Origin of the sequence: Glaciecola petra (genome assembly GCF_031846345.1) — a bacterium.
GTDB classification, from domain to species: Bacteria; Pseudomonadota; Gammaproteobacteria; order Enterobacterales; family Alteromonadaceae; genus Glaciecola; species Glaciecola petra.
In genome coordinates this window covers 36,231-55,538 of sequence record NZ_JAVRHX010000008.1, presented here as the reverse complement: position 1 = coordinate 55,538, position 19,308 = coordinate 36,231, and the positions used below count along the sequence as shown (strand labels likewise).

At 41.1% G+C, this 19,308-nt stretch carries 18 protein-coding genes; 16 read left to right on the top strand and 2 right to left on the bottom strand.

Translation table 11 applies throughout. From position 1 onward, the window contains the following. Positions 1-2,619: a phosphoenolpyruvate carboxylase gene (ppc, locus tag RM552_RS17035; protein ID WP_311370088.1), complete on the bottom strand. Its 2,619-nt coding sequence runs from the start codon at positions 2,617-2,619 to the stop codon at positions 1-3. 292 nt (positions 2,620-2,911) lie between these two features. Here ppc and bamJ point away from each other — a divergent pair, with 292 nt between their 5' ends. The 16 genes from bamJ to RM552_RS16955 all read left to right on the top strand — a co-directional run bounded on the left by bamJ (position 2,912) and on the right by RM552_RS16955 (position 17,592). Next, on the top strand, positions 2,912-3,475 hold the full coding sequence (gene bamJ, locus RM552_RS17030) for a BamJ family beta-barrel-assembly machinery protein (protein WP_432277243.1): 564 nt from the start codon (positions 2,912-2,914) through the stop codon (positions 3,473-3,475). A gap of 10 nt (positions 3,476-3,485) precedes the next feature. Beyond that, on the top strand, positions 3,486-4,010 hold the full coding sequence (locus RM552_RS17025; RefSeq protein WP_311370086.1) for a TRAP transporter small permease subunit: 525 nt from the start codon (positions 3,486-3,488) through the stop codon (positions 4,008-4,010). Between the two features lies 1 nt (position 4,011). Next, the gene (locus RM552_RS17020; RefSeq protein ID WP_311370085.1) at positions 4,012-5,379 is read left to right on the top strand and encodes a TRAP transporter large permease; all 1,368 of its coding nucleotides are present in this window, start codon (positions 4,012-4,014) and stop codon (positions 5,377-5,379) included. A 39-nt stretch (positions 5,380-5,418) separates the two neighbouring features. Next, positions 5,419-6,510 carry a TRAP transporter substrate-binding protein gene (locus tag RM552_RS17015; protein ID WP_311370160.1) on the top strand — a complete coding sequence of 364 codons (1,092 nt, stop codon included), beginning with the start codon at positions 5,419-5,421 and terminating at the stop codon, positions 6,508-6,510. A 119-nt stretch (positions 6,511-6,629) separates the two neighbouring features. Then, a complete protein-coding gene (gene fabV / locus RM552_RS17010) occupies positions 6,630-7,823 on the top strand; it encodes an enoyl-ACP reductase FabV (protein WP_311370084.1) in 1,194 nt (397 codons plus the stop codon). Between the two features lie 323 nt (positions 7,824-8,146). Continuing rightward, positions 8,147-9,487, top strand: a complete 1,341-nt coding sequence (locus tag RM552_RS17005; protein ID WP_311370083.1) for a Na(+)-translocating NADH-quinone reductase subunit A — start codon at positions 8,147-8,149, stop codon at positions 9,485-9,487. A gap of 3 nt (positions 9,488-9,490) precedes the next feature. Then, positions 9,491-10,750 (top strand): NADH:ubiquinone reductase (Na(+)-transporting) subunit B, encoded by a 1,260-nt coding sequence (locus RM552_RS17000; protein WP_311370082.1) that lies wholly within the window; start codon positions 9,491-9,493, stop codon positions 10,748-10,750. Continuing rightward, the gene (locus tag RM552_RS16995) at positions 10,740-11,504 is read left to right on the top strand and encodes a Na(+)-translocating NADH-quinone reductase subunit C (protein WP_311370081.1); all 765 of its coding nucleotides are present in this window, start codon (positions 10,740-10,742) and stop codon (positions 11,502-11,504) included. Before RM552_RS17000 ends, RM552_RS16995 begins: the two co-directional genes overlap by 11 nt. A gap of 9 nt (positions 11,505-11,513) precedes the next feature. Next, positions 11,514-12,146, top strand: a complete 633-nt coding sequence (locus RM552_RS16990; protein ID WP_311370080.1) for an NADH:ubiquinone reductase (Na(+)-transporting) subunit D — start codon at positions 11,514-11,516, stop codon at positions 12,144-12,146. A 6-nt stretch (positions 12,147-12,152) separates the two neighbouring features. Then, the gene (gene nqrE, locus RM552_RS16985) at positions 12,153-12,761 is read left to right on the top strand and encodes an NADH:ubiquinone reductase (Na(+)-transporting) subunit E (RefSeq protein WP_311370079.1); all 609 of its coding nucleotides are present in this window, start codon (positions 12,153-12,155) and stop codon (positions 12,759-12,761) included. An 18-nt stretch (positions 12,762-12,779) separates the two neighbouring features. Next, positions 12,780-14,012, top strand: a complete 1,233-nt coding sequence (gene nqrF, locus RM552_RS16980) for an NADH:ubiquinone reductase (Na(+)-transporting) subunit F (RefSeq protein WP_311370078.1) — start codon at positions 12,780-12,782, stop codon at positions 14,010-14,012. Between the two features lie 125 nt (positions 14,013-14,137). Then, positions 14,138-15,172, top strand: a complete 1,035-nt coding sequence (locus tag RM552_RS16975) for an FAD:protein FMN transferase (RefSeq protein WP_311370077.1) — start codon at positions 14,138-14,140, stop codon at positions 15,170-15,172. Positions 15,173-15,194: 22 nt separating this feature from the next. Then, positions 15,195-15,428, top strand: a complete 234-nt coding sequence (gene nqrM, locus RM552_RS16970; protein WP_311370076.1) for a (Na+)-NQR maturation NqrM — start codon at positions 15,195-15,197, stop codon at positions 15,426-15,428. A gap of 309 nt (positions 15,429-15,737) precedes the next feature. Next, positions 15,738-16,799, top strand: a complete 1,062-nt coding sequence (gene dinB, locus RM552_RS16965) for a DNA polymerase IV (protein ID WP_311370075.1) — start codon at positions 15,738-15,740, stop codon at positions 16,797-16,799. Between the two features lie 7 nt (positions 16,800-16,806). Then, positions 16,807-17,022, top strand: a complete 216-nt coding sequence (locus RM552_RS16960) for a DUF1653 domain-containing protein (protein WP_311370074.1) — start codon at positions 16,807-16,809, stop codon at positions 17,020-17,022. A gap of 63 nt (positions 17,023-17,085) precedes the next feature. Then, complete coding sequence (locus RM552_RS16955; RefSeq protein WP_311370159.1) at positions 17,086-17,592, top strand: DUF3087 domain-containing protein; 507 nt, start codon at positions 17,086-17,088, stop codon at positions 17,590-17,592. Between the two features lie 38 nt (positions 17,593-17,630). Here RM552_RS16955 and RM552_RS16950 read toward each other — a convergent pair whose 3' ends face one another. Further along, complete coding sequence (locus tag RM552_RS16950) at positions 17,631-19,301, bottom strand: amidohydrolase (protein ID WP_311370073.1); 1,671 nt, start codon at positions 19,299-19,301, stop codon at positions 17,631-17,633. Positions 19,302-19,308 lie beyond the last annotated feature (7 nt).

The window sequence follows — 19,308 nt, the reverse complement described above, 5'->3', positions numbered from 1 at the left end:
TTAACCGGTATTGCGCATACCTATGGCAATACCGGTTATTGCTACCATCATGGCTCTTTCTAGCACCGCTTTATCATCGTCTTTATAGGAAGACGCTTCAGCTTTTCTGATGCGATCTAGGAGTTCTATTTGCAAATAATGTAATGGCTGCAAGTAACCTGCTCTAATTTGCATTGAGTTTCTGGCGTTTGGATCATCTTCCATCATGTGTTCATGCCCAGTTATTTGCAACAAGCTTTGCATTGAAGCGCTAAGTTCATTGCGTAAGGCTTCACCAAAGTGAGCCAAAGAATCTGGCACCAAGCGCTTATCGTATGCCTCACTCACTTTAGGGTCAGCCTTTTGGAAAACCATGTCTAACATAGATAAGCGAGAAGCAAAAAATGGCCATTGTTCAATCATTTGTTGCACAGTTTGTTGGTTTTCTGCTGAATTAACCTCGTCGATAGCACGCATAACTCCCAACCATGATGGCAGTACTAGGCGTGTTTGTGCCCAAGCAAATATCCACGGTATGGCCCGCAGGCTTTCAATGCCACCTTTTGGGTTTCTTTTTGCGGGACGACTACCTAGAGGCAATTTACCTAATTCTTGTTCAGGCGTAGCGACTCTAAAATAAGGCACAAAATCAGGGTCTTTGCGCACAGTATGACGGTAGTTATCACGGCCTTTATTGGCCATTTCACCAATTATTTCGCGCCATTGTGGTTTGGGTTCAGGTGGTGGTAAAAGCATCGCTTCTAACACAGCCGTGGTATATAACGACAGGCTTCTTTTGGCTAACTGAGGCATACCAAATTTATAGCGTATGGTTTCGCCTTGTTCAGTGACCCTAAAACCACCATCAAGTGAGCCAGGCGGTTGCGAATGTATGGCAGCTTTAGCAGGTAAACCACCCCGTCCAATAGTGCCGCCTCGGCCGTGGAAAAGTGTTAGTTTTAAGGATTTTTTATCGGTTATTGCAACAAGTGCTTCTTGAGCTTGGTATTGTGCCCAACCAGCAGCAATAGAGCCAGCATCTTTGGCTGAATCTGAATAGCCAATCATCACGTATTGTTGGCCCTGTATGTAATTGAGGTACCAATCAATATTGAGCAGCTTGTCCATTACCTCGGGTGAATTGTTTAAATCGTCCAAGGTTTCAAAAAGCGGTGCAACCGGCATAGGCCAATCAACACCGGCTTCTTGTAATAATAGTTGCACGGCTAATACGTCAGATGCTTCACTTGCCATTGATATTATATAAATACCAAAACCAGCTTGGCTATTATTCGCAATAACATTGCAGGTATCTAGTACTTCTTGTACCTCATCTGAAGGTGTCCAATGTGTAGGAATAAGAGGGCGTTTGGATTGCAATTCCTCTAACAAAAACCTTTGCTTTTTTTCTTCACTCCATTGCGCGTAATCACCCATATCGAGATATTGTGTCAACTCACTTAACACATCGGTGTGGCGCTGGGAGTCTTGTCTGACATCCAACTTCAATAAATTGATGCCAAAACAATGCGAGCGTCGAATAGTATCGAGTAGCGCACCATTTGAGATGACTTTCATACCACAATCGACCAAAGACCGGTAGCAATCGAGCAGGGGTTGTTGAAGTTCGCTATTGCATTGGATCCATTCAGATTCATCACTTCGCCCTTCAAAGGTCAGTTCCAATTTTTGGATAAGCGGCCTCAGTATGGCGCGGTATGGTTCACGCGCATCACCAACAAGTTCTCTTAGGTAATCGTTGCAGTCGTTCATTGACAACTCAATGTAGAGTTTATTCAAATCTTCTAAAAATAGTTTGGCTGCTCTGCGTCTTGCGCGTAACAAAACCTCTTGTGTTACTTTAGCAGTAACAAATGGGTTTCCATCGCGGTCTCCGCCCATCCAAGAACTTATTTGTACTGGTTTTGCATCGTGAGGCAAGTCTTTTGAATAGTTGTGTTGTAAGTAATCTTCAAGATCTCTGAGGAAATCAGGCACAGCTTCCCATAAGGAATTTTCAATCACCGAAAATCCCCAGCGAGCTTCATCAACAGGTGTCGGACGCACAGATCTTATTTCTTCTGTATGCCACGCTTGGCTTATTAAGTCCGCAATGCGTTGTTTTGCGGCACGTGACTCAACATCACTTAGGCCTTTGCCATTCAGTTTTTGTAATTGATTCGCTAATTCTCGGTGTTTGTGAATGTTGGTTCTTCTGGTGACTTCAGTTGGGTGAGCGGTTAAAACTAAGTCAATGTGTAACTTATCTATGGCTTCTAACACGGCGCTTTTGTCTTTAACTGCATCTATATCTAGGTGCAGATTGTTCAATTGGTTATCTAGCGTGGCATTTTGATTAAGTGCAATATTAAATTCTTGTTCAGCGATGTTGGCAAGATTTAAAAACTGTGCAAATGCTCTTGCAATAGTTAATAGTGACTTGTTGTCTAGCTCCGCTAAGCTAGCTGATAATCGCTCTGTACTTTCACTCTCGCCTTTTGAAGAATGTCGCCCGTCGTGTCTAATTTGTTCTATTTTTTCTAACCAATCATTGCCCAGCTCGTCTTTGATGGTTTCACCAAGCGTCGCGCCAAAATATTTAACGTTTTCTTTTAATTGCTCGACCAATGCTTTGTTCATGATAAAAGTTCGCTTTTTTGTAGAGTTGAAGGCCAAAACCAAAGGGTGTTTAAGGACTGTGATATAAGACCAAAGGTTATTTTTACTGACAAGATATAAGGCGTTGTGTCTTATGTCTAACACTTTAATTCTATAAGCTACCATTTCTGATTATAACTTAAGTAAACTACGTGAAGAAACAGTATTTACTGTGTTATGATCATGTTTTTACTATTGAAAATCAAACGGAGAAAATGTGTCTAAAACTTACACAACTACAGAAGAACGCGCTAGTTATGGCATTGGCCACCAAATGGGGCAACAGTTAGCGTCTAATCCATTCGAAGGCTTGGATGTTAGCATAGTGATGGAAGGCGTTAAACACGGATTTGAAGGTGAGGCCCCAAGTGTAAGTAATGATGACTTACGAGCTGCATTTATGGAAATTCAAAGCAGAATGGAAGCGGCCAAGCAAGAACAATCTGCAGGTGTTATTGAAGCTGGAGAAGCTTTCCTTTCAGAGAATGCTAAAAAAGAAAGCGTAACCGTCACTGAGTCGGGTTTACAGTACGAAGTTGTGAATAAAGGCGATGGCGCTACTCCAAGCGCAGAAGCGACTGTGCGTGTGCATTACCATGGTACTTTAATAGACGGCACTGTGTTTGATAGCAGTTATGATCGCGGTGAACCAGCAGAGTTTCCAGTAAATGGCGTGATAAAAGGCTGGACAGAAGCTTTGCAGCTTATGTCTGTAGGCGACAAATTGCGTTTAGTCATTCCACATGATTTAGCTTACGGTGAACGCGGTGCTGGTGGCGCAATTGGGCCATATAACACACTAGTGTTTGATGTCGAATTATTAGATATATTGGGTTAGAGACCCGTTGGTGTTAAGTCAAGCCAGCCAAATCATAGATAAATTCAATGCTAGCATGGGCAAGTTTATTGCCTATGCGACCATTCTAATGGCCATTATCACCTTTGCCATTGTCGTGTTGCGCTATGGATTCAATGTAGGCTGGATTGCTATGCAAGAATCTGTCACTTACTTGCACGCTGCTGTTTTTTTGCTTGGAAGCGCTTTTACTTATCAACAAGATGGTCATGTGCGGGTCGATGTTTTTTATCGGAAAATGTCGGCAACTAAACAAACTTGTTTAAATTTAGCCGGATGCATTCTTTTTATGTTGCCAGTGAGTGCCTACATAAGCCTAATTTGCTGGCATTATGTCGCCGAATCATGGTCAGTTTTTGAGGGGTCTCGAGAAGCCGGTGGCTTGCCTTTTACTTATGTGTTGAAATCATTTTTGTTAGTATTTTCAATTAGCATGTTATTGCAGGCTATTTCTGAAATCATAAAACATACTTTGACCCTAATGAGAAATAACATGCAACAAACAGGTAAACAATAATATGGAGTATTTATCGATATTGTTGTTTGTTGTGGTGTGTGCTGTCCTGCTATTAGGCTATCCGGTTGCACTAACAATGGCGGGTGTGTCGTTGTTGTTTGCTGGAATAGGCATTTTATTTGGAGCCTTTGATGCGAGCGATTTGTTAAGTGCGCCGAGCCGTCTTTTTGGGATTGTAAATAATACTACGTTAATTGCAGTTCCATTGTTTGTTTTGATGGGTGTTGTACTAGAAAAGTCAAAAATAGCAGAAGACCTGCTTGTTACAATGTCAGCGCTAATGGGGCGTTTTAAAACGGGCTTAGGGGTCTCAGTTGTGCTGGTCGGGATGCTGTTGGCGGCGAGCACCGGAATCGTTGGCGCGACTGTTGTTACTATGGGTCTTTTGTCGTTACCTACTATGCTCAATCGTGGATATTCGCCACAGCTTGCCACAGGCACAATATGCGCTACAGGAACCCTTGGCCAAATTATCCCGCCTTCTATTGCCCTTGTATTATTAGGCGATGTGCTTTCTAGTGCTTATCAAAAAGCGCAGCTAGATTTAGGCAATTTCTCTCCCGACAGTATTTCAGTGGGTGACTTATTTGTTGGGGCACTAATACCTGGACTGATATTAGTACTCATGTATTTAGTTTATTTGTTCTTTGTGAGTCGATTTTCGCCGTCCCAAGTACCGACCAAAGGGCAGGAAAATGAACATGCTGATTTATTTCGTTTACTAATTGCTTTACTGCCACCTCTTTTACTAATATTTGCAGTACTCGGCTCCATACTTTTAGGTTTCGCGACACCGACTGAAGCAGCCGGAGTAGGTGCATTAGGCGCGCTATTACTTGCCGCTTTAAAAAAACAGATCAACAAAAAAAATACTGCTTATATTGTTCAAGAAACCACAAAAGTTACGTCTATGGTATTTTTAATACTAATTGGCGCGTCTATATTTTCGTTAGTATTTAGAGGGTTTGGCGGCGAAACCTTGTTAAAGGAGATATTTACCAACCTGCCAGGCGGCGTAGTTACCGCTATGTTAGTGGTGATGTTACTAATATTTTTGCTCGGTTTTATACTCGATTTTATTGAAATAACTTTTGTTGTAGTTCCTATTGTCGCGCCAATTCTTATTATTATGGGAGTTGATCCCGTGTGGTTAGGTATTATGATTGCGGTTAACTTACAAACCTCATTCTTGACACCTCCATTTGGCTTTGCCTTGTTTTATTTACGAGGAGTGGCACCGAAATCGGTAAAAACAGAACAAATATACAAAGGTGTTATTCCCTTTATTGGGATACAGATATTATTATTAGTGATAATGTCAATTTACCCAGAAACGGTCACTTGGTTAGTTGATATAGTTTATCCTTAAAATGTCTATTTATATTATTTTTACGCAAGGAATCATATGATGTTAACGATCAAAAAAATAGCAACGGTCGCACTTTTATCTTTGAGTCTATTAGCATGTAGCGGGGGGACTTCTGATGAACCTAATACTTCTCTGCAATCAACTGAAAAAATTAAATGGAAACTGGTAACCTCTTGGCCTAAAAACTTTCCTGGTTTAGGCCGAGGGCCTGAGACCTTTGCAAAATACGTGAATGAAATGTCAGGAGGGCGCCTAGAGATCACTGTTTATGGTGCGGGAGAGCTAGTGCCTGGTTTCGAGGTGTTTAATGCTGTTTCGAGCGGTAGTGCCCAGATGGGCCATGCAGGGGCTTATTATTGGAAGGGTAAGATACCCGCTGCGCCTATTTTTTCGGCTATTCCATTTGGTATGAATGCGCTCGAAATGAATGCTTGGCTACATCATGGTGGCGGCATTGAGTTATGGCGTGAATTGTACGCGCCTTTTGGCGTTATTCCATTCACTGGTGGAAGCTCGGGTGTGCAAATGGCTGGGTGGTTTAAAAAAGAAATTAACTCAGTCGATGACCTTCAAGGTTTGAAAATGCGTATCCCGGGGCTTGGTGGCGAAGTGCTCAAAGAAGTGGGCGGCTTGCCTATCACGCTAACAGGTGGTGAAATTTTTACTTCTTTGCAAAGTGGGGCAATAGACGCAACAGAATGGGTCGGACCATATAATGACTTAACGTTTGGTCTGCATAAAGCGGCAAACTATTATTATCATAGTGGCTGGCATGAGCCTGGTACGATGCTTGAGTTTACGGTAAACAAAGACGCATACGAAGCATTACCCGATGATTTGCAAAAAATAATCGAAGTCGCGACAAGGGCGGTTAATCAGGACATGCTCGACGAATACACTGCTCGAAATCACAACGCCATGAAACAACTGATTGAAGAACATGGTGTACAGGTAAAACCGTTACCACAAGACGTTTTAATAGCGCTTAAAAAGGCAACTAAAACTATTATCGACAGAGAAATCGCTGACGACCCTGTGTTCGCAAAAATTTATGCCTCGTATGCCGCTTTTTATGAGGACGTAAAAAGTTATCACGCACTTTCTGAAAAAGCTTACTACGAAAATAGGTAAGATATAGGCGCTTTAATAGCTGGACAGATATGTTTAGAGCAGCGGCTTGGTTACAATACAGTGCATATAGACACATTTGGTGCACGATGCACTATAGTTTTAACTAGTTAGGAGTTTACATGGTTATTAAACCAAAAGTTCGGGGGTTTATTTGTACAAATGCGCATCCAGTTGGCTGTGCTCAAAGCGTGAAAAATCAAATTGACTATGTAAAAAAACATGATGGCGTTGGCGTTACTGGCGCTAAAGGCCCCAAAAATGTGTTAGTGATCGGTTCTTCAACAGGGTACGGCTTAGCGTCGCGTATTACGGCTGCTTTTGGTTATGGCGCTAACACACTGGGAGTATGCTTTGAAAAAACACCTAGTGAACGTAAAACTGGCACTGCAGGGTGGTATAATACTGCCGCGTTTCATGAACAGGCTAAACAAGCAGATATGTATGCATATACCATTAATGGTGATGCATTTTCTGATGAAATAAAAACACAAGTCATCGATCAAATAAAAGCAGACATGGGTTCTGTTGATTTGGTGATATACAGTTTGGCTTCACCTAGACGCACCGACCCGGATTCTGGTGAAGTGTTTAAATCGACCTTAAAACCTGTTGGGCAAGCTTATACTACAAAGACCTACGATACCGACAAAGACAAAGTCCACGAAATATCTCTTGAACCAGCAAATGAAGAAGAAATAGCCCATACGGTTAAGGTAATGGGCGGAGAAGATTGGGAACGTTGGCTAACACAACTTAGCGATGCAGGCGTATTAAGTGAAAATTGCCAAACAACAGCTTATACGTATATTGGGAAAGAGCTTACCTGGCCTATATACGGCCAAGCGACCATTGGCAAAGCAAAAGAAGATCTTGATAGAGCTGCTGCCGCAATTATCGAATATGCAAAGACAAAATCTGTAAAAGCAAATGTGTCATCCTTGAAAGCGCTTGTTACACAAGCCAGCAGCGCCATTCCGGTTATGCCTTTATATATATCGTTAATCTACAAAGTAATGAAAGAAGAAGGTACACATGAAGGATGCATTGAGCAAATAGCGGGTTTGTTTAGTGAATGTTTATACGGTGACACGCCAACACAAGACGACATGGCTCGATTCCGTATGGATGGAAAAGAAACTAACGACGCAACACAAGCTAAAATAAAAGCCCTTTGGGACCAGGTAACACAAGAAAACTTTCATTCTTTGAGTGACTATAAAGGATATAATACAGAGTTTTTAAATTTATTTGGCTTTGAAATTCAAGGCGTAGACTATGAAGCCGATGTAGAACCATTGGTGGAGTGGGTTTAGCACTAATTTTGGACGTGTTTACAAAGAGTGGCATATTCTCTTCACAATATTGTGAAGAGAAATACTCTTTTAGTATAATTCCAATAGCCTTTTGTAGTGACTTAATGCTAAAATCGCGCCACAAAATCTAGGATAGAAGTCCTGATTTTGAAGCAGTAGAAAGACAATAAAAAAAATAAAGATTTACATCCCCCCATTATGGAATGTGGAGGGGCAATATACATACGTGTTGTTTTTTATACCTAACTAGATAGGCACCAACTTAGAATTGCATAGTTTTTGCAGGGTTAAATTGGTAACTATTTGAGAGTAGCTAATTGAATATGATTAAAATCAAAAAAGGCTTAGATCTTCCCATTAACGGTGCTCCAGAACAGACCATAGGCGATGCCTTGTCTGCTTCTAAAGTTGCTGTGCTTGGTGAAGAATATGTGGGGATGCGTCCAACGATGCATGTTCAGGTGGGAGACCTAGTTAAAAAAGGTCAATTACTTTTTGAAGACAAGAAAAATCCTGGCGTAAAGTTTGTGGCGCCAGCAGCGGGCGAAGTACTGGAAATTAACCGAGGAGCAAAGCGAGTGCTTCAATCGGTTGTTATTGGTATTAAAGGTGATGATGCCGTTGTTTTCGATAAAATTGATGCAGCAGATATTGATAATGCCGACAGGCAAGCCATAGTCGATACTCTTGTTGAATCTGGTTTGTGGACGGCGATTCGTACAAGGCCATTTAGCAAAGCTCCTGCTATCGACAGCACCCCAAATTCTATTTTTGTGACAGCCATAGACACAAACCCTTTGGCGGTAGATCCACAAATAGTCATAGCACAACGACAAACAGATTTTGCAGCGGGTCTTAAGGTATTAGCTAAGCTAACCGAGGGTAAAGTGTTTGTTTGTAAAGCAAGCGGAGCATCAGTTGAAGCGTCTGGTGAACGAGTTGAGGCTCATGAATTTGCTGGTCCGCATCCTTCTGGTCTAGTTGGCACGCATATTCACCATCTTGATCCTGTTGGTCCACAAAAATCAGTATGGCACGTCAATTACCAAGATTTAATTGCAATTGGCGCGACTATCACTAGCGGCGATTTAGACGTGAGTCGAGTCATTTCTATTGGTGGTCCGGTAGCGCAAAAGCCAATAATTGTAAAAACACAACTAGGTGCTAATACTAACGAACTGGTCAGTGGGCAGTTTGCTGATATTCCAGTACGTGTTATTTCAGGGTCTGTTTTGAACGGCACCAAGGCCTCTGGTCCTCACTCTTACTTAGGACGTTTCCACTTACAAGTTTCGTTAATCGCTGAAGATACAGAGAAAAAGTTCTTGGGTTGGATTACACCGGGCGGTGACAAACATTCGGTCACAAGAGCATATTTAGGCCACCTGAATCCTAAGAGATTATTTAATATGACGTCAACTACCAACGGCTCAGACCGTTCAATGGTGCCGATTGGTAACTATGAGCGAATTATGCCCTTAGATGTTATCCCTACCTTGTTACTGAGAGACTTGTTGTCGGGTGACACAGATGGAGCTCAAACGCTGGGTGCTTTAGAGCTTGACGAAGAAGATTTAGCATTATGTACCTATGTGTGTCCGGGCAAATACGACTACGGCCCGGTATTACGAGAAGCATTAACAACAATAGAGTCGGAGGGTTAAATCATGGGTTTAAAAACCTTCATCGAAAAAATCGAACCAGACTTTGAAGCTGGTGGAAAATACGAAAAGTTCTATGCGCTTTATGAGGCTGCAGCGACGATTTTTTACACACCGGGTAAAGTGAATAAAGCAAATACCCATGTTAAAGACAGTATCGACTTAAAACGCATCATGATTATGGTGTGGATGGCAACTTTCCCAGCAATGTTCTATGGCATGTACAATATAGGCGCACAAGCGCAAGACGCCATAGTAATGGGCTTAGGTACGCTTCCTGATATTTGGCAAGCAGGTTTATTTACTATGCTCGGCGGTACCCTCGACGCCAACACAGGCTGGATGGGTATGATGTTTTATGGGGCATGTTTCTTTGTCCCTATATATGCCACAACGTTTATTGTAGGCGGGTTTTGGGAAGTGTTATTTGCTTCTGTTAGAAAACACGAAATTAATGAAGGGTTTTTTGTTACTTCTGTTTTGTTTGCGTTAACCTTACCGGCAACCATTCCTTTGTGGCAAGTTGCACTAGGTATTACTTTCGGTATTGTAATTGCCAAAGAAATTTTTGGTGGAACCGGGCGTAACTTCTTAAATCCAGCGCTTTCTGGCCGCGCATTTCTTTACTTTGCCTATCCTGCACAAATTTCTGGCGACCAAGTATGGGTTGCAGCAGATGGCTATTCTGGTGCGACTTGGTTAACGCAAGCTGCAAATGGTGTGAAGGATGCTGCTGATTACGTCGCTACTGGCGCGCAACCTGCTGCCACTGAGTTGGTTTACACTTGGGACAAATTTTGGCAAGCCTTTATGGGTAATATTCCAGGCTCTGCGGGTGAAGTATCGACTTTAATGATACTCATTGGCGGCTTGTTCATTATTTACATGCGTATTGCGAGCTGGCGAATTGTTGCTGGTGTAGCGGTAGGCGCAGCTGTCTTTGGATATATGCTAAACATTATCGGTGGGGGTGATTCATCGAACGAAATGCTCAATATGCCTTGGTACTTCCACTTTGTAATAGGTGGTATGGCTTTTGGTATGTTCTTTATGGCAACCGATCCTGTTTCAGCGTCGTTTACCAATCAAGGAAAATGGGCTTACGGTATATTTATTGGCTTTATGACTGTATTTGTTAGAGCCCTTAATCCTGCTTTCCCAGAAGGCATAATGTTAGCTATTTTGTTTGCTAACCTATGGGCGCCGCTATTTGATTATTTTGTAGCGCAAAGCAATATTAAACGGAGACTTGCTCGTGTCGGCTAAAAAAGAAACCCTAGGAAAAACAGTCGGCATAGTAGTTGCCGTTTGTCTTGTGTGTTCAATTGTGGTGTCGGGTGCTGCCGTAGGTTTACGAAGCTTACAGAACACCAACGCCGCATTGGATAAAAAGAGTAATATTCTAAGTGCTGCTGGACTGTTAGGCGAAGCAAGCACAAAAGGTGAGATTACAGAAATATATGACGCTCGCGTTGAAGAAAAATTCATTGAACTTGCCACTGGTCAATATGTTGAGAAGCCTTCAGATGACTTCGATATGTATAAAGCGGCCAAGTCTAAGGAGTTTGGTGTTGCAGTAGAGGGCTCAAATGTTGGCTTTAAACAACGCTCAAGTGTCGCAGCTGTTTACCATATTAAAGATAGCTCAGGCGAAGTTTCACGCATCATACTGCCTGTTCACGGTAGCGGTTTGTGGGATTTGATGTACGGATTCTTAGCCCTTGATAACGACGGCCAAACTATCCGTGAATTGATTTACTATCAACATAAAGAAACGCCTGGATTAGGTGCTGAAATTCTCAACCCTGCTTGGCAAGAAAAGTGGGACGGGAAACAGCTCTTTAAAGATGGTGAAGTGGCTATTTCAGTAGCAAAAAATGTGGGTAACGATAATCAATATGCAGTTGATGCATTATCGGGAGCAACCTTAACTAGCAACGGTGTTGAAAATACACTTGTTTATTGGGCTGGTGAAAATGGTTACGGCGCCTATTTGAAAAATCAATCTTGGAAATCATAGGATACGAACATGGCTGATACTAAAGAAATGAAAAAAGCCCTGTTTGGGCCAATCCTCGATAGCAACCCTATCGCTCTGCACGTGCTAGGTATTTGTTCAGCACTTGCAATTACAACGAAACTTGAAACAGCATTAGTAATGTCACTCGCGTTAACAGCCGTATGTGCATTTTCTAACCTGTTTATATCAATGATACGGAATCAAATACCTTCAAGCGTTAGGATCATTATTCAAATGACCATTATTGCTTCGTTGGTGATTGTTGTAGACCAAATCCTTAAAGCATATTCTTACGAAATATCTAAGCAACTTTCGGTATTTGTGGGTTTAATCATTACAAATTGTATTGTAATGGGTCGAGCAGAAGCATACGCAATGAAGTCGCCACCTTTTATGAGCTTGCTTGACGGTATTGGAAATGGTTTAGGCTATAGCTTTATTCTTATCGTTATTGGAACCGTTAAAGAGTTGTTTGGTTTTGGTACAATTTTAGGATATGAGATTTTACCACTTGTTCAAAACGGTGGTTGGTATACAGGTAATGGTTTACTTATTTTACCTTTTAGCTCATTTATCTTAATTGGCTTAATGATTTGGGGTATCCGAACCATTCGTCCTGAACAAGTCGAACCTAAGGAATAAGACATCATGGAACAATATGTATCATTGCTTATTAGAGCGGTATTTGTTGAAAACATGGCACTCACCTTATTTTTGGGAATGTGTACGTTTTTGGCAGTATCTAAGAAAGTAAAAACGTCAATGGGTTTGGGGGTTGCGGTAATTGTTGTATTGGGTATTTCGGTCCCAGTTAACCAAGTTATTTATACCAGTATATTAGCGCCTGGTGCGTTGGACTGGGCAGGATTTCCAGATGCTGATTTAAGCTTCCTTAGCTTTTTAACCTTTATTGGTGTCATTGCTGCGCTTGTACAAATATTGGAAATGACCTTGGATAAATTTTTTCCAGCGTTGTATAACGCCTTGGGTATTTTCTTACCCTTAATCACTGTTAACTGCGCTATTTTCGGTGGGGTTGCATTTGCTGTTCAACGTGAATACAACTTTACAGAAAGTATTGTCTATGGCATAGGCTCAGGTATGGGTTGGGCTATTGCTATAGTATTATTGGCTGCAGTGAGAGAGAAGTTAAAGTACGCGGATATGCCCGACGGTATACGAGGATTAGGTTCAGTATTTATGATTGCTGGACTAATGGCTCTTGGTTTCCAATCCTTCACAGGTGTATCGCTGTAAAGCGGCGAGGAGAAAATAATGAATCCAGTAGAAATTTATTTAGGCGTTGGGATGTTCATCGCCATTGTATTGATTTTGGTTTTTGTAATCATGTTCGCCAAATCAAAGCTTGTGCCAAGTGGTGATGTTAAAATCATCATCAATGGTGATCCAGAAAATACCATTACTACACAGCCGGGTGGAAAGCTTTTAGGTGCGTTAGCCGATTCTGGTATTTTTGTGTCGTCTGCTTGCGGTGGCGGTGGCTCATGTGGTCAATGTCGCGTTGATATTAAAGACGGTGGTGGTGAAATTCTGCCGACTGAGTTAGACCACATCACTAAACGTGAAGCCAAAGAAGGGTGTCGCTTGTCGTGTCAGGTTGCGATTAAACAAGACATGAATATAGAGTTACCAGAAGAAGTGTTTGGTATCAAGAAGTGGGATTGTGAAGTACTTTCTAATAATAACGAAGCCACTTTTATTAAAGAACTTAAACTCGGCATTCCGGATGGCGAAAGCGTGCCATTCCGTGCTGGCGGTTATATTCAAATTGAAGCACCTGCTCACCATGTTAAATATAGTGAGTTTGATATTCCAGATGAGTATCGTAAGGACTGGGAACACTTCGGATTCTTTGATGTTGAATCAAAAGTAGACGAAGAGACAATTCGTGCGTATTCAATGGCAAATTATCCTGAAGAAGAAGGCATAATTTTGTTGAATGTTCGTATTGCAACGCCTCCGCCCAATAATCTGAGCCTGCCGGCTGGAAAAATGTCTTCATTTATTTGGTCGTTGAAGGCGGGTGATAAGGTGACAATTTCGGGTCCATTTGGTGAGTTTTTTGCAAAAGATACAAATGCAGAAATGGTTTTCGTTGGCGGTGGTGCTGGCATGGCGCCAATGCGTTCGCATATCTTTGATCAATTGCGTCGTATCAAAACCGAGCGTAAAATTACCTTTTGGTATGGAGCCCGCTCTTTAAGAGAGATGTTCTACGTTGAAGATTTTGATATGTTGCAAAAAGAAAATGAAAACTTCAATTGGCATGTTGCTCTTTCTGATCCTCAACCTGAAGATAATTGGGAAGGTGATACTGGCTTTATTCACAATGTGTTGTTGGAAAACTATTTGAAAGACCATCCAGCGCCAGAAGACTGTGAGTTTTACATGTGTGGTCCTCCAATGATGAATGCTGCAGTTATCAATATGCTCAAAGATTTGGGTGTAGAGGATGAAAACATCATGCTTGACGATTTTGGTGGCTAAGCTTAGTCATCTACAAAAAAGGGGCGTTTGCCCCTTTTTTATTATTGTTTAAGATTGAATACATAACACAAGCATAGAGTGTAGCTTATTAGCTAGTTCAACTGAACAAACTGAATGGGAGTATGATGAAACATCTTTATTTATGCTTTTTAGCGGCGTCGGTTTTACTGTTGTCTAGTTGCGACAATGCAGATAAAACAGCCAAACTTGTCACACTAAACGGTTTAACGATGGGAACAACATACGAAGTAAAATATGTTGAACCGGTAGGAAGTCAGGCCCAATTTGGCAGTATGCAATTACACAGTAAAATTGATGAGCTGTTAATTAATATCAATCAACTTATGTCTACTTACATTGCGGACTCAGAGCTTTCTTTATTGAATCAAGCCCCAGCTGATATTACTTTTCCAATATCAGAGCAAACAAATTATGTTATTCAGGAAGCTCAGAAATTAAATGTGTTAAGTGAAGGTATGTTAGATATTACAGTTGGCCCCTTAGTTAATTTGTGGGGATTTGGTCCAAGTGCTAAACCTGAGAAGGTGCCAACATCAGAGCAACTTTCTAAAGTGAGTCAGTTTGTAGGAATAGATAAGTTTCGCCTAGAAAATCGTGGTGTGACCAAATCTCACGAAAATGTTTATATAGATTTGTCGACAATTGCTAAGGGCTACGGTGTTGATGCTATTGCTGAATTACTCGAGTCGTTTGGTATTAATAATTACTTAGTTGAGATTGGTGGTGAGTTACGAGTATCTGGATATAAGTCAGTGGGTCAAGACTGGTTGATAGCCATAGAAAAACCGATTAGCGATAAGCGCGCTGTGCAACGTATAATATCAATTGGAGATGGAGCTTTAGCCTCTTCTGGCGATTACCGGCGGTATTATGAAGAAGATGGTATTCGTTATTCGCATTTAATCGATCCAAAAACCGGCTACCCAATACAACACAAATTGGTTGCAGTAACTGTAGTTAGTGATAAATCGATACATGCCGACGGATTAGCAACTGCTTTAATTGTGATGGGCAAGGAGAAAGGCATGGAATTGGCAAATAAAGAGGGTATAGCCGCGCTATTTATTACGAAAGAAATGAACGAATTTGTCGAATATCAATCGGAAGTTTATGCAAGCAGGGTTAAAACCATTCAATGAAAATACAAACAGGGGAAAATAGGTGAGTACTTTTATTTTAGCCTTCGGGTTTTTTCTATTAATGTCATTCGCTATGGCTATTGGTTACATTCTGCAGAAAAAAAGCATATCGGGCTCGTGTGGTGGTTTAGGTGCTTTAGGTGTTGAAAAGGCTTGCGATTGTCCTGAACCTTGCGATCGTAAAAAGGCCCGCTTAGAAAAAGAAGCGCTGAGAAAAGAAAAATTAAAAGACTGGAAGGATAACCAGATCCTTTAGGAAGTTCCCTTATTTCTCGTTATCTACGGACACTTACCCAGTTAGATCCGCGTAAGTGAAATGCCATTCGTTAAACATTGTTATCTCAGCGGAAGCTGAGATATCCTAAAATAGCCCTTATTAATGGGGAGCCCTCAGTGCCTCCGCAGGAAAGACGATTCCCGCAACCGATAAGTAAGACGATATCCAGAAATAATATTTTTCTTAGATGTCAGCTTTAATTGTTTGTTGCTGAAAGCACTGGATAATTTAATAAAATTAATGAATAATACTGGTTATATATACAGCTTAAGGTGTTTTACTTAGCTAATGCGGAAATTTATTCATGTCGATATGGACGCATTTTATGTGTCTGTTGAAATACGAGATAACCCTATCTTAGCCAATAAGCCTGTTGCGGTGGGTGGTAAATCATCCCAAAGAGGCGTGCTGTCAACTTGTAATTATTTAGCAAGGGAGTTTGGTGTGCGTTCTGCTATGCCTAGCTCACATGCAAAAAGGCTGTGTCCAGACCTGATCATTGTGCCCGGCAGAATGCAGGTTTATCAGGATGTAAGCACTAAAATTAGAGAGATTTTTCAGCGTTACACTCAATTAATCGAACCATTGTCCCTCGATGAGGCCTATTTAGACGTCTCAGATTGCTCCATGTTTGCAGGGTCAGCTACCCTAATCGCCCAAGATATTAGACTTAAGATTCATCAAGAATTGGGGCTGACTGCTTCTGCAGGGATCGCACCTTTAAAGTTTTTAGCAAAAATTGCGTCAGACATGAACAAACCCAACGGGCAGTATTTAGTTAAACCCGATCAAGTTGTGCCTTTTATTGAAAACTTACCATTAAATAAAATACCGGGTGTTGGAAAAGTGACCTTTGCAAAATTAAATGAACTGGGTTGGACCACCGGGAAAGATATCAGAGCCTTGACGGAGGCAAAATTAGCCGATAATTTTGGTAAATTTGGTTTGAGCTTGTGGAAAAAGTGCCAGGGTATTGATAATAGAGGAGTGGAAACCAGCCGGGTGAGAAAGTCAGTCGCAGTTGAACGTACTTTCTCAGAAAATATTGCAAGTTTAAGTGTGCTCGAAGAGTATTTGATAGATAATTTGTATCCGTCGTTGTTAGGTCGTGCTCAAAAACATATTGAAAAGCGACAAATTGATAAACTGGGTGTCAAAATTAAATTTGCAGATTTTAGGCAAACCACGAAAGAGCATAAAAGCCAAACATTGGATAAAGCGGTTTTTTTAAGTTTATTGCAAGAGGCTTGGCAAAGACGTAATAACAAAGATGCTCGCTTATTGGGAATATTTATCGGTTTTACTGATAAAAAAACTGCTTCTGCCCAATTATCTTTAAACTTGGAGTAATATATTAATGTTTAAAAAAGGCTTATATCGTCATTTTAAGGGCGGTAAATACGAAGTGATTGATGTTGTAAAGCATTCAGAAGATGAATCCACCTTGGTCCTTTACAGGCCCTTATATGGTGAAAAAACACTTTGGGTAAGGCCTTATGACATGTTTTTTGAAAAAGTGGAACTAGAATCGGGAACTGTCGAACGATTTTCTTTTGTCTCGACTACCTTATGATTGTTCTAAAAGGTAGCTATTTTGCCAAATAAATTGTCTGCAAAAAAAGTACTTTCAAAAGAAGTGCAACTCATAAAAATCAGTAAGGCACGTTATCGTAGTCATTTAAGATATGTCTTTATTGCTTGTATCGCGCTGTTGGCAATAGGCAGTTTGGTAATTTCTCAAACATTAATAGCGTTTTTTCCTAATGAAGATGGCAGTCATTTTCATTGGAATTTAAGCGGTGTTATGTTGACTAGCATTTTTATTGCTTGGTGTCTGAATAAGAGCAGACAACACCCCTTTATGTTAGAAGTTGTTTATGTATGGGAGCTAAAACAAGCGCTAAATAAGATTACGCGCAAAATGCATAATATAAAGAAATCAGCAAAAAAAGGGGATGTTAATGCCTTAACAGCTTTACAATTTAGCTATGCTGGCTCGCGCCTATTATGGGAATTAGATGACAACGCAATTGTCATGGATGAATTAGCGATAGAACAGTTGGCACTTGATACGTTGATGCAAAAGTACCAACTGAGTATTGACCCCAATAACTACACACAATCCATGCTAGATGCATTTTAACTAGCATGAAGTAGCGTGAAGACTGAAATCCGTAAAGCCTAATCTATAGCATACACCAAATTGCCGTTGACGTAGGTTGCTAGCACTTGGATATCGCGTATTTCAGAGGCTTCGATTTCAAAATAGTCTTTATCTATCACTATAAAATCAGCTTTTTTGCCAACTTCAAGGCTGCCCAGCATGTTTTCTTGAAAAGCGGCATAAGCTGCATCAAGAGTGAATCCTTTTAAGGCCGCTTGTCTTGAGACACGCTCATTTGCAATCCAACCGTCTTTTGGCTGTTTTTGGTCATTTTGTCTAGTGATAGCGGCGTGTAAACCATGAAAAGGGTTCGCAAGTTCCACCGGAAAATCTGAACCAAACGCAATTGGTGTGCCTTGGTTTAAAAACGTTTGCCAAGCATAAGCACCTTTCAAACGCGCTTTACCTATTCTATCTTCGGCCATATTCATATCGCTAGTAGCGTGTGTGGGCTGCATCGAAGGGATGATGCCAAATTCTTCAAAGAGGGGAATGTCTTCAACCGCTATAACCTGGGCATGTTCTATTCTATGTCTTGACTTGTTTTCAGGGAAATTTTCAAAAGTACGTGCAAATTGTTGCAAGGCAAGTCTATTTGCGCGATCGCCGATAGCATGAAAATTCAGCTGAAAATTTGCGCCTATGATCGTGTTAAATAAACTGGGTAGTTTTTCCTCAGCAGTTACTAATAAGCCGCTATTGTCAGGATCGTCAGAGTAGGGTTTAAGCAAGGCGGCGCCTCTACTGCCTAATGCGCCGTCGCCATATGCTTTGACGCTGCGTATACTCAAGGTATTGTTACTATCTTCATAATGTCCATCTTTGAGCATTTGCAATAGCTGAGGATCAGTCGCTGCTAACATTGCGTATATACGCATTGGTATTTGCTCACTTTCAGCTTTATCGATATAAAAGTCACGGATTGTTTTATTTATGCCAGCATCGTGTGCACTGGTGATACCCAAACTGATTAAATGATTCATGGCAGCTAAAAACTGTGCTTCTATAGTTGCTTTATCAGGCTTTGGAATGAGTGAGGTAACTAAGTATTCGGCGTTGTCAATAAGAACGCCAGTCGGCTCGCCAGTGGCGTCTATGATGATCTCGCCTCCAGACGGGGATATTGTTGATTTAGTGATATTTGCGAGGGTTAAAGCCTTTGAATTGACCCAAGCAGCATGACCGTCTATGCGCGACAGGTAGACTGGTACATCTGGAAAAAATTTATCTAACGAGGCCTTGGATGGAAATGATTTACTTGGCCACAATACTTGATTCCAACCTCTCCCTATCACCCATTTAGGAGCAGTATTGTTAGAGGCTTTATATTTACTTACAAAAGCAAGCACTCGCTGAACGGCTTCTTGTTCGCTTTTTGTATTGCGTAAATCCACTTCGAGTAAGTTTGCACCTAATCCTAAAATGTGGCCATGTGCATCGATTAAACCAGGTAAGACTGTTTTTCCTTTTAGATCAACAATATCTATATTTTTACTATGCTCACTTCTTTCATCAATCGATACAATTTTGTCGTCTAAAACCACAAACTGCCTGAAGCGAAGAAGTTCACCACTATCATTTAAGGTGTAGCCATTTGCATTAATATATTTTGTTTTTTCTTGAGCGCTAATTGAAAAACTCAACAGGGCACAAGATAGTAAAAGAAAAGTGAGAGAAGTTGCTTTCATTGTTAAC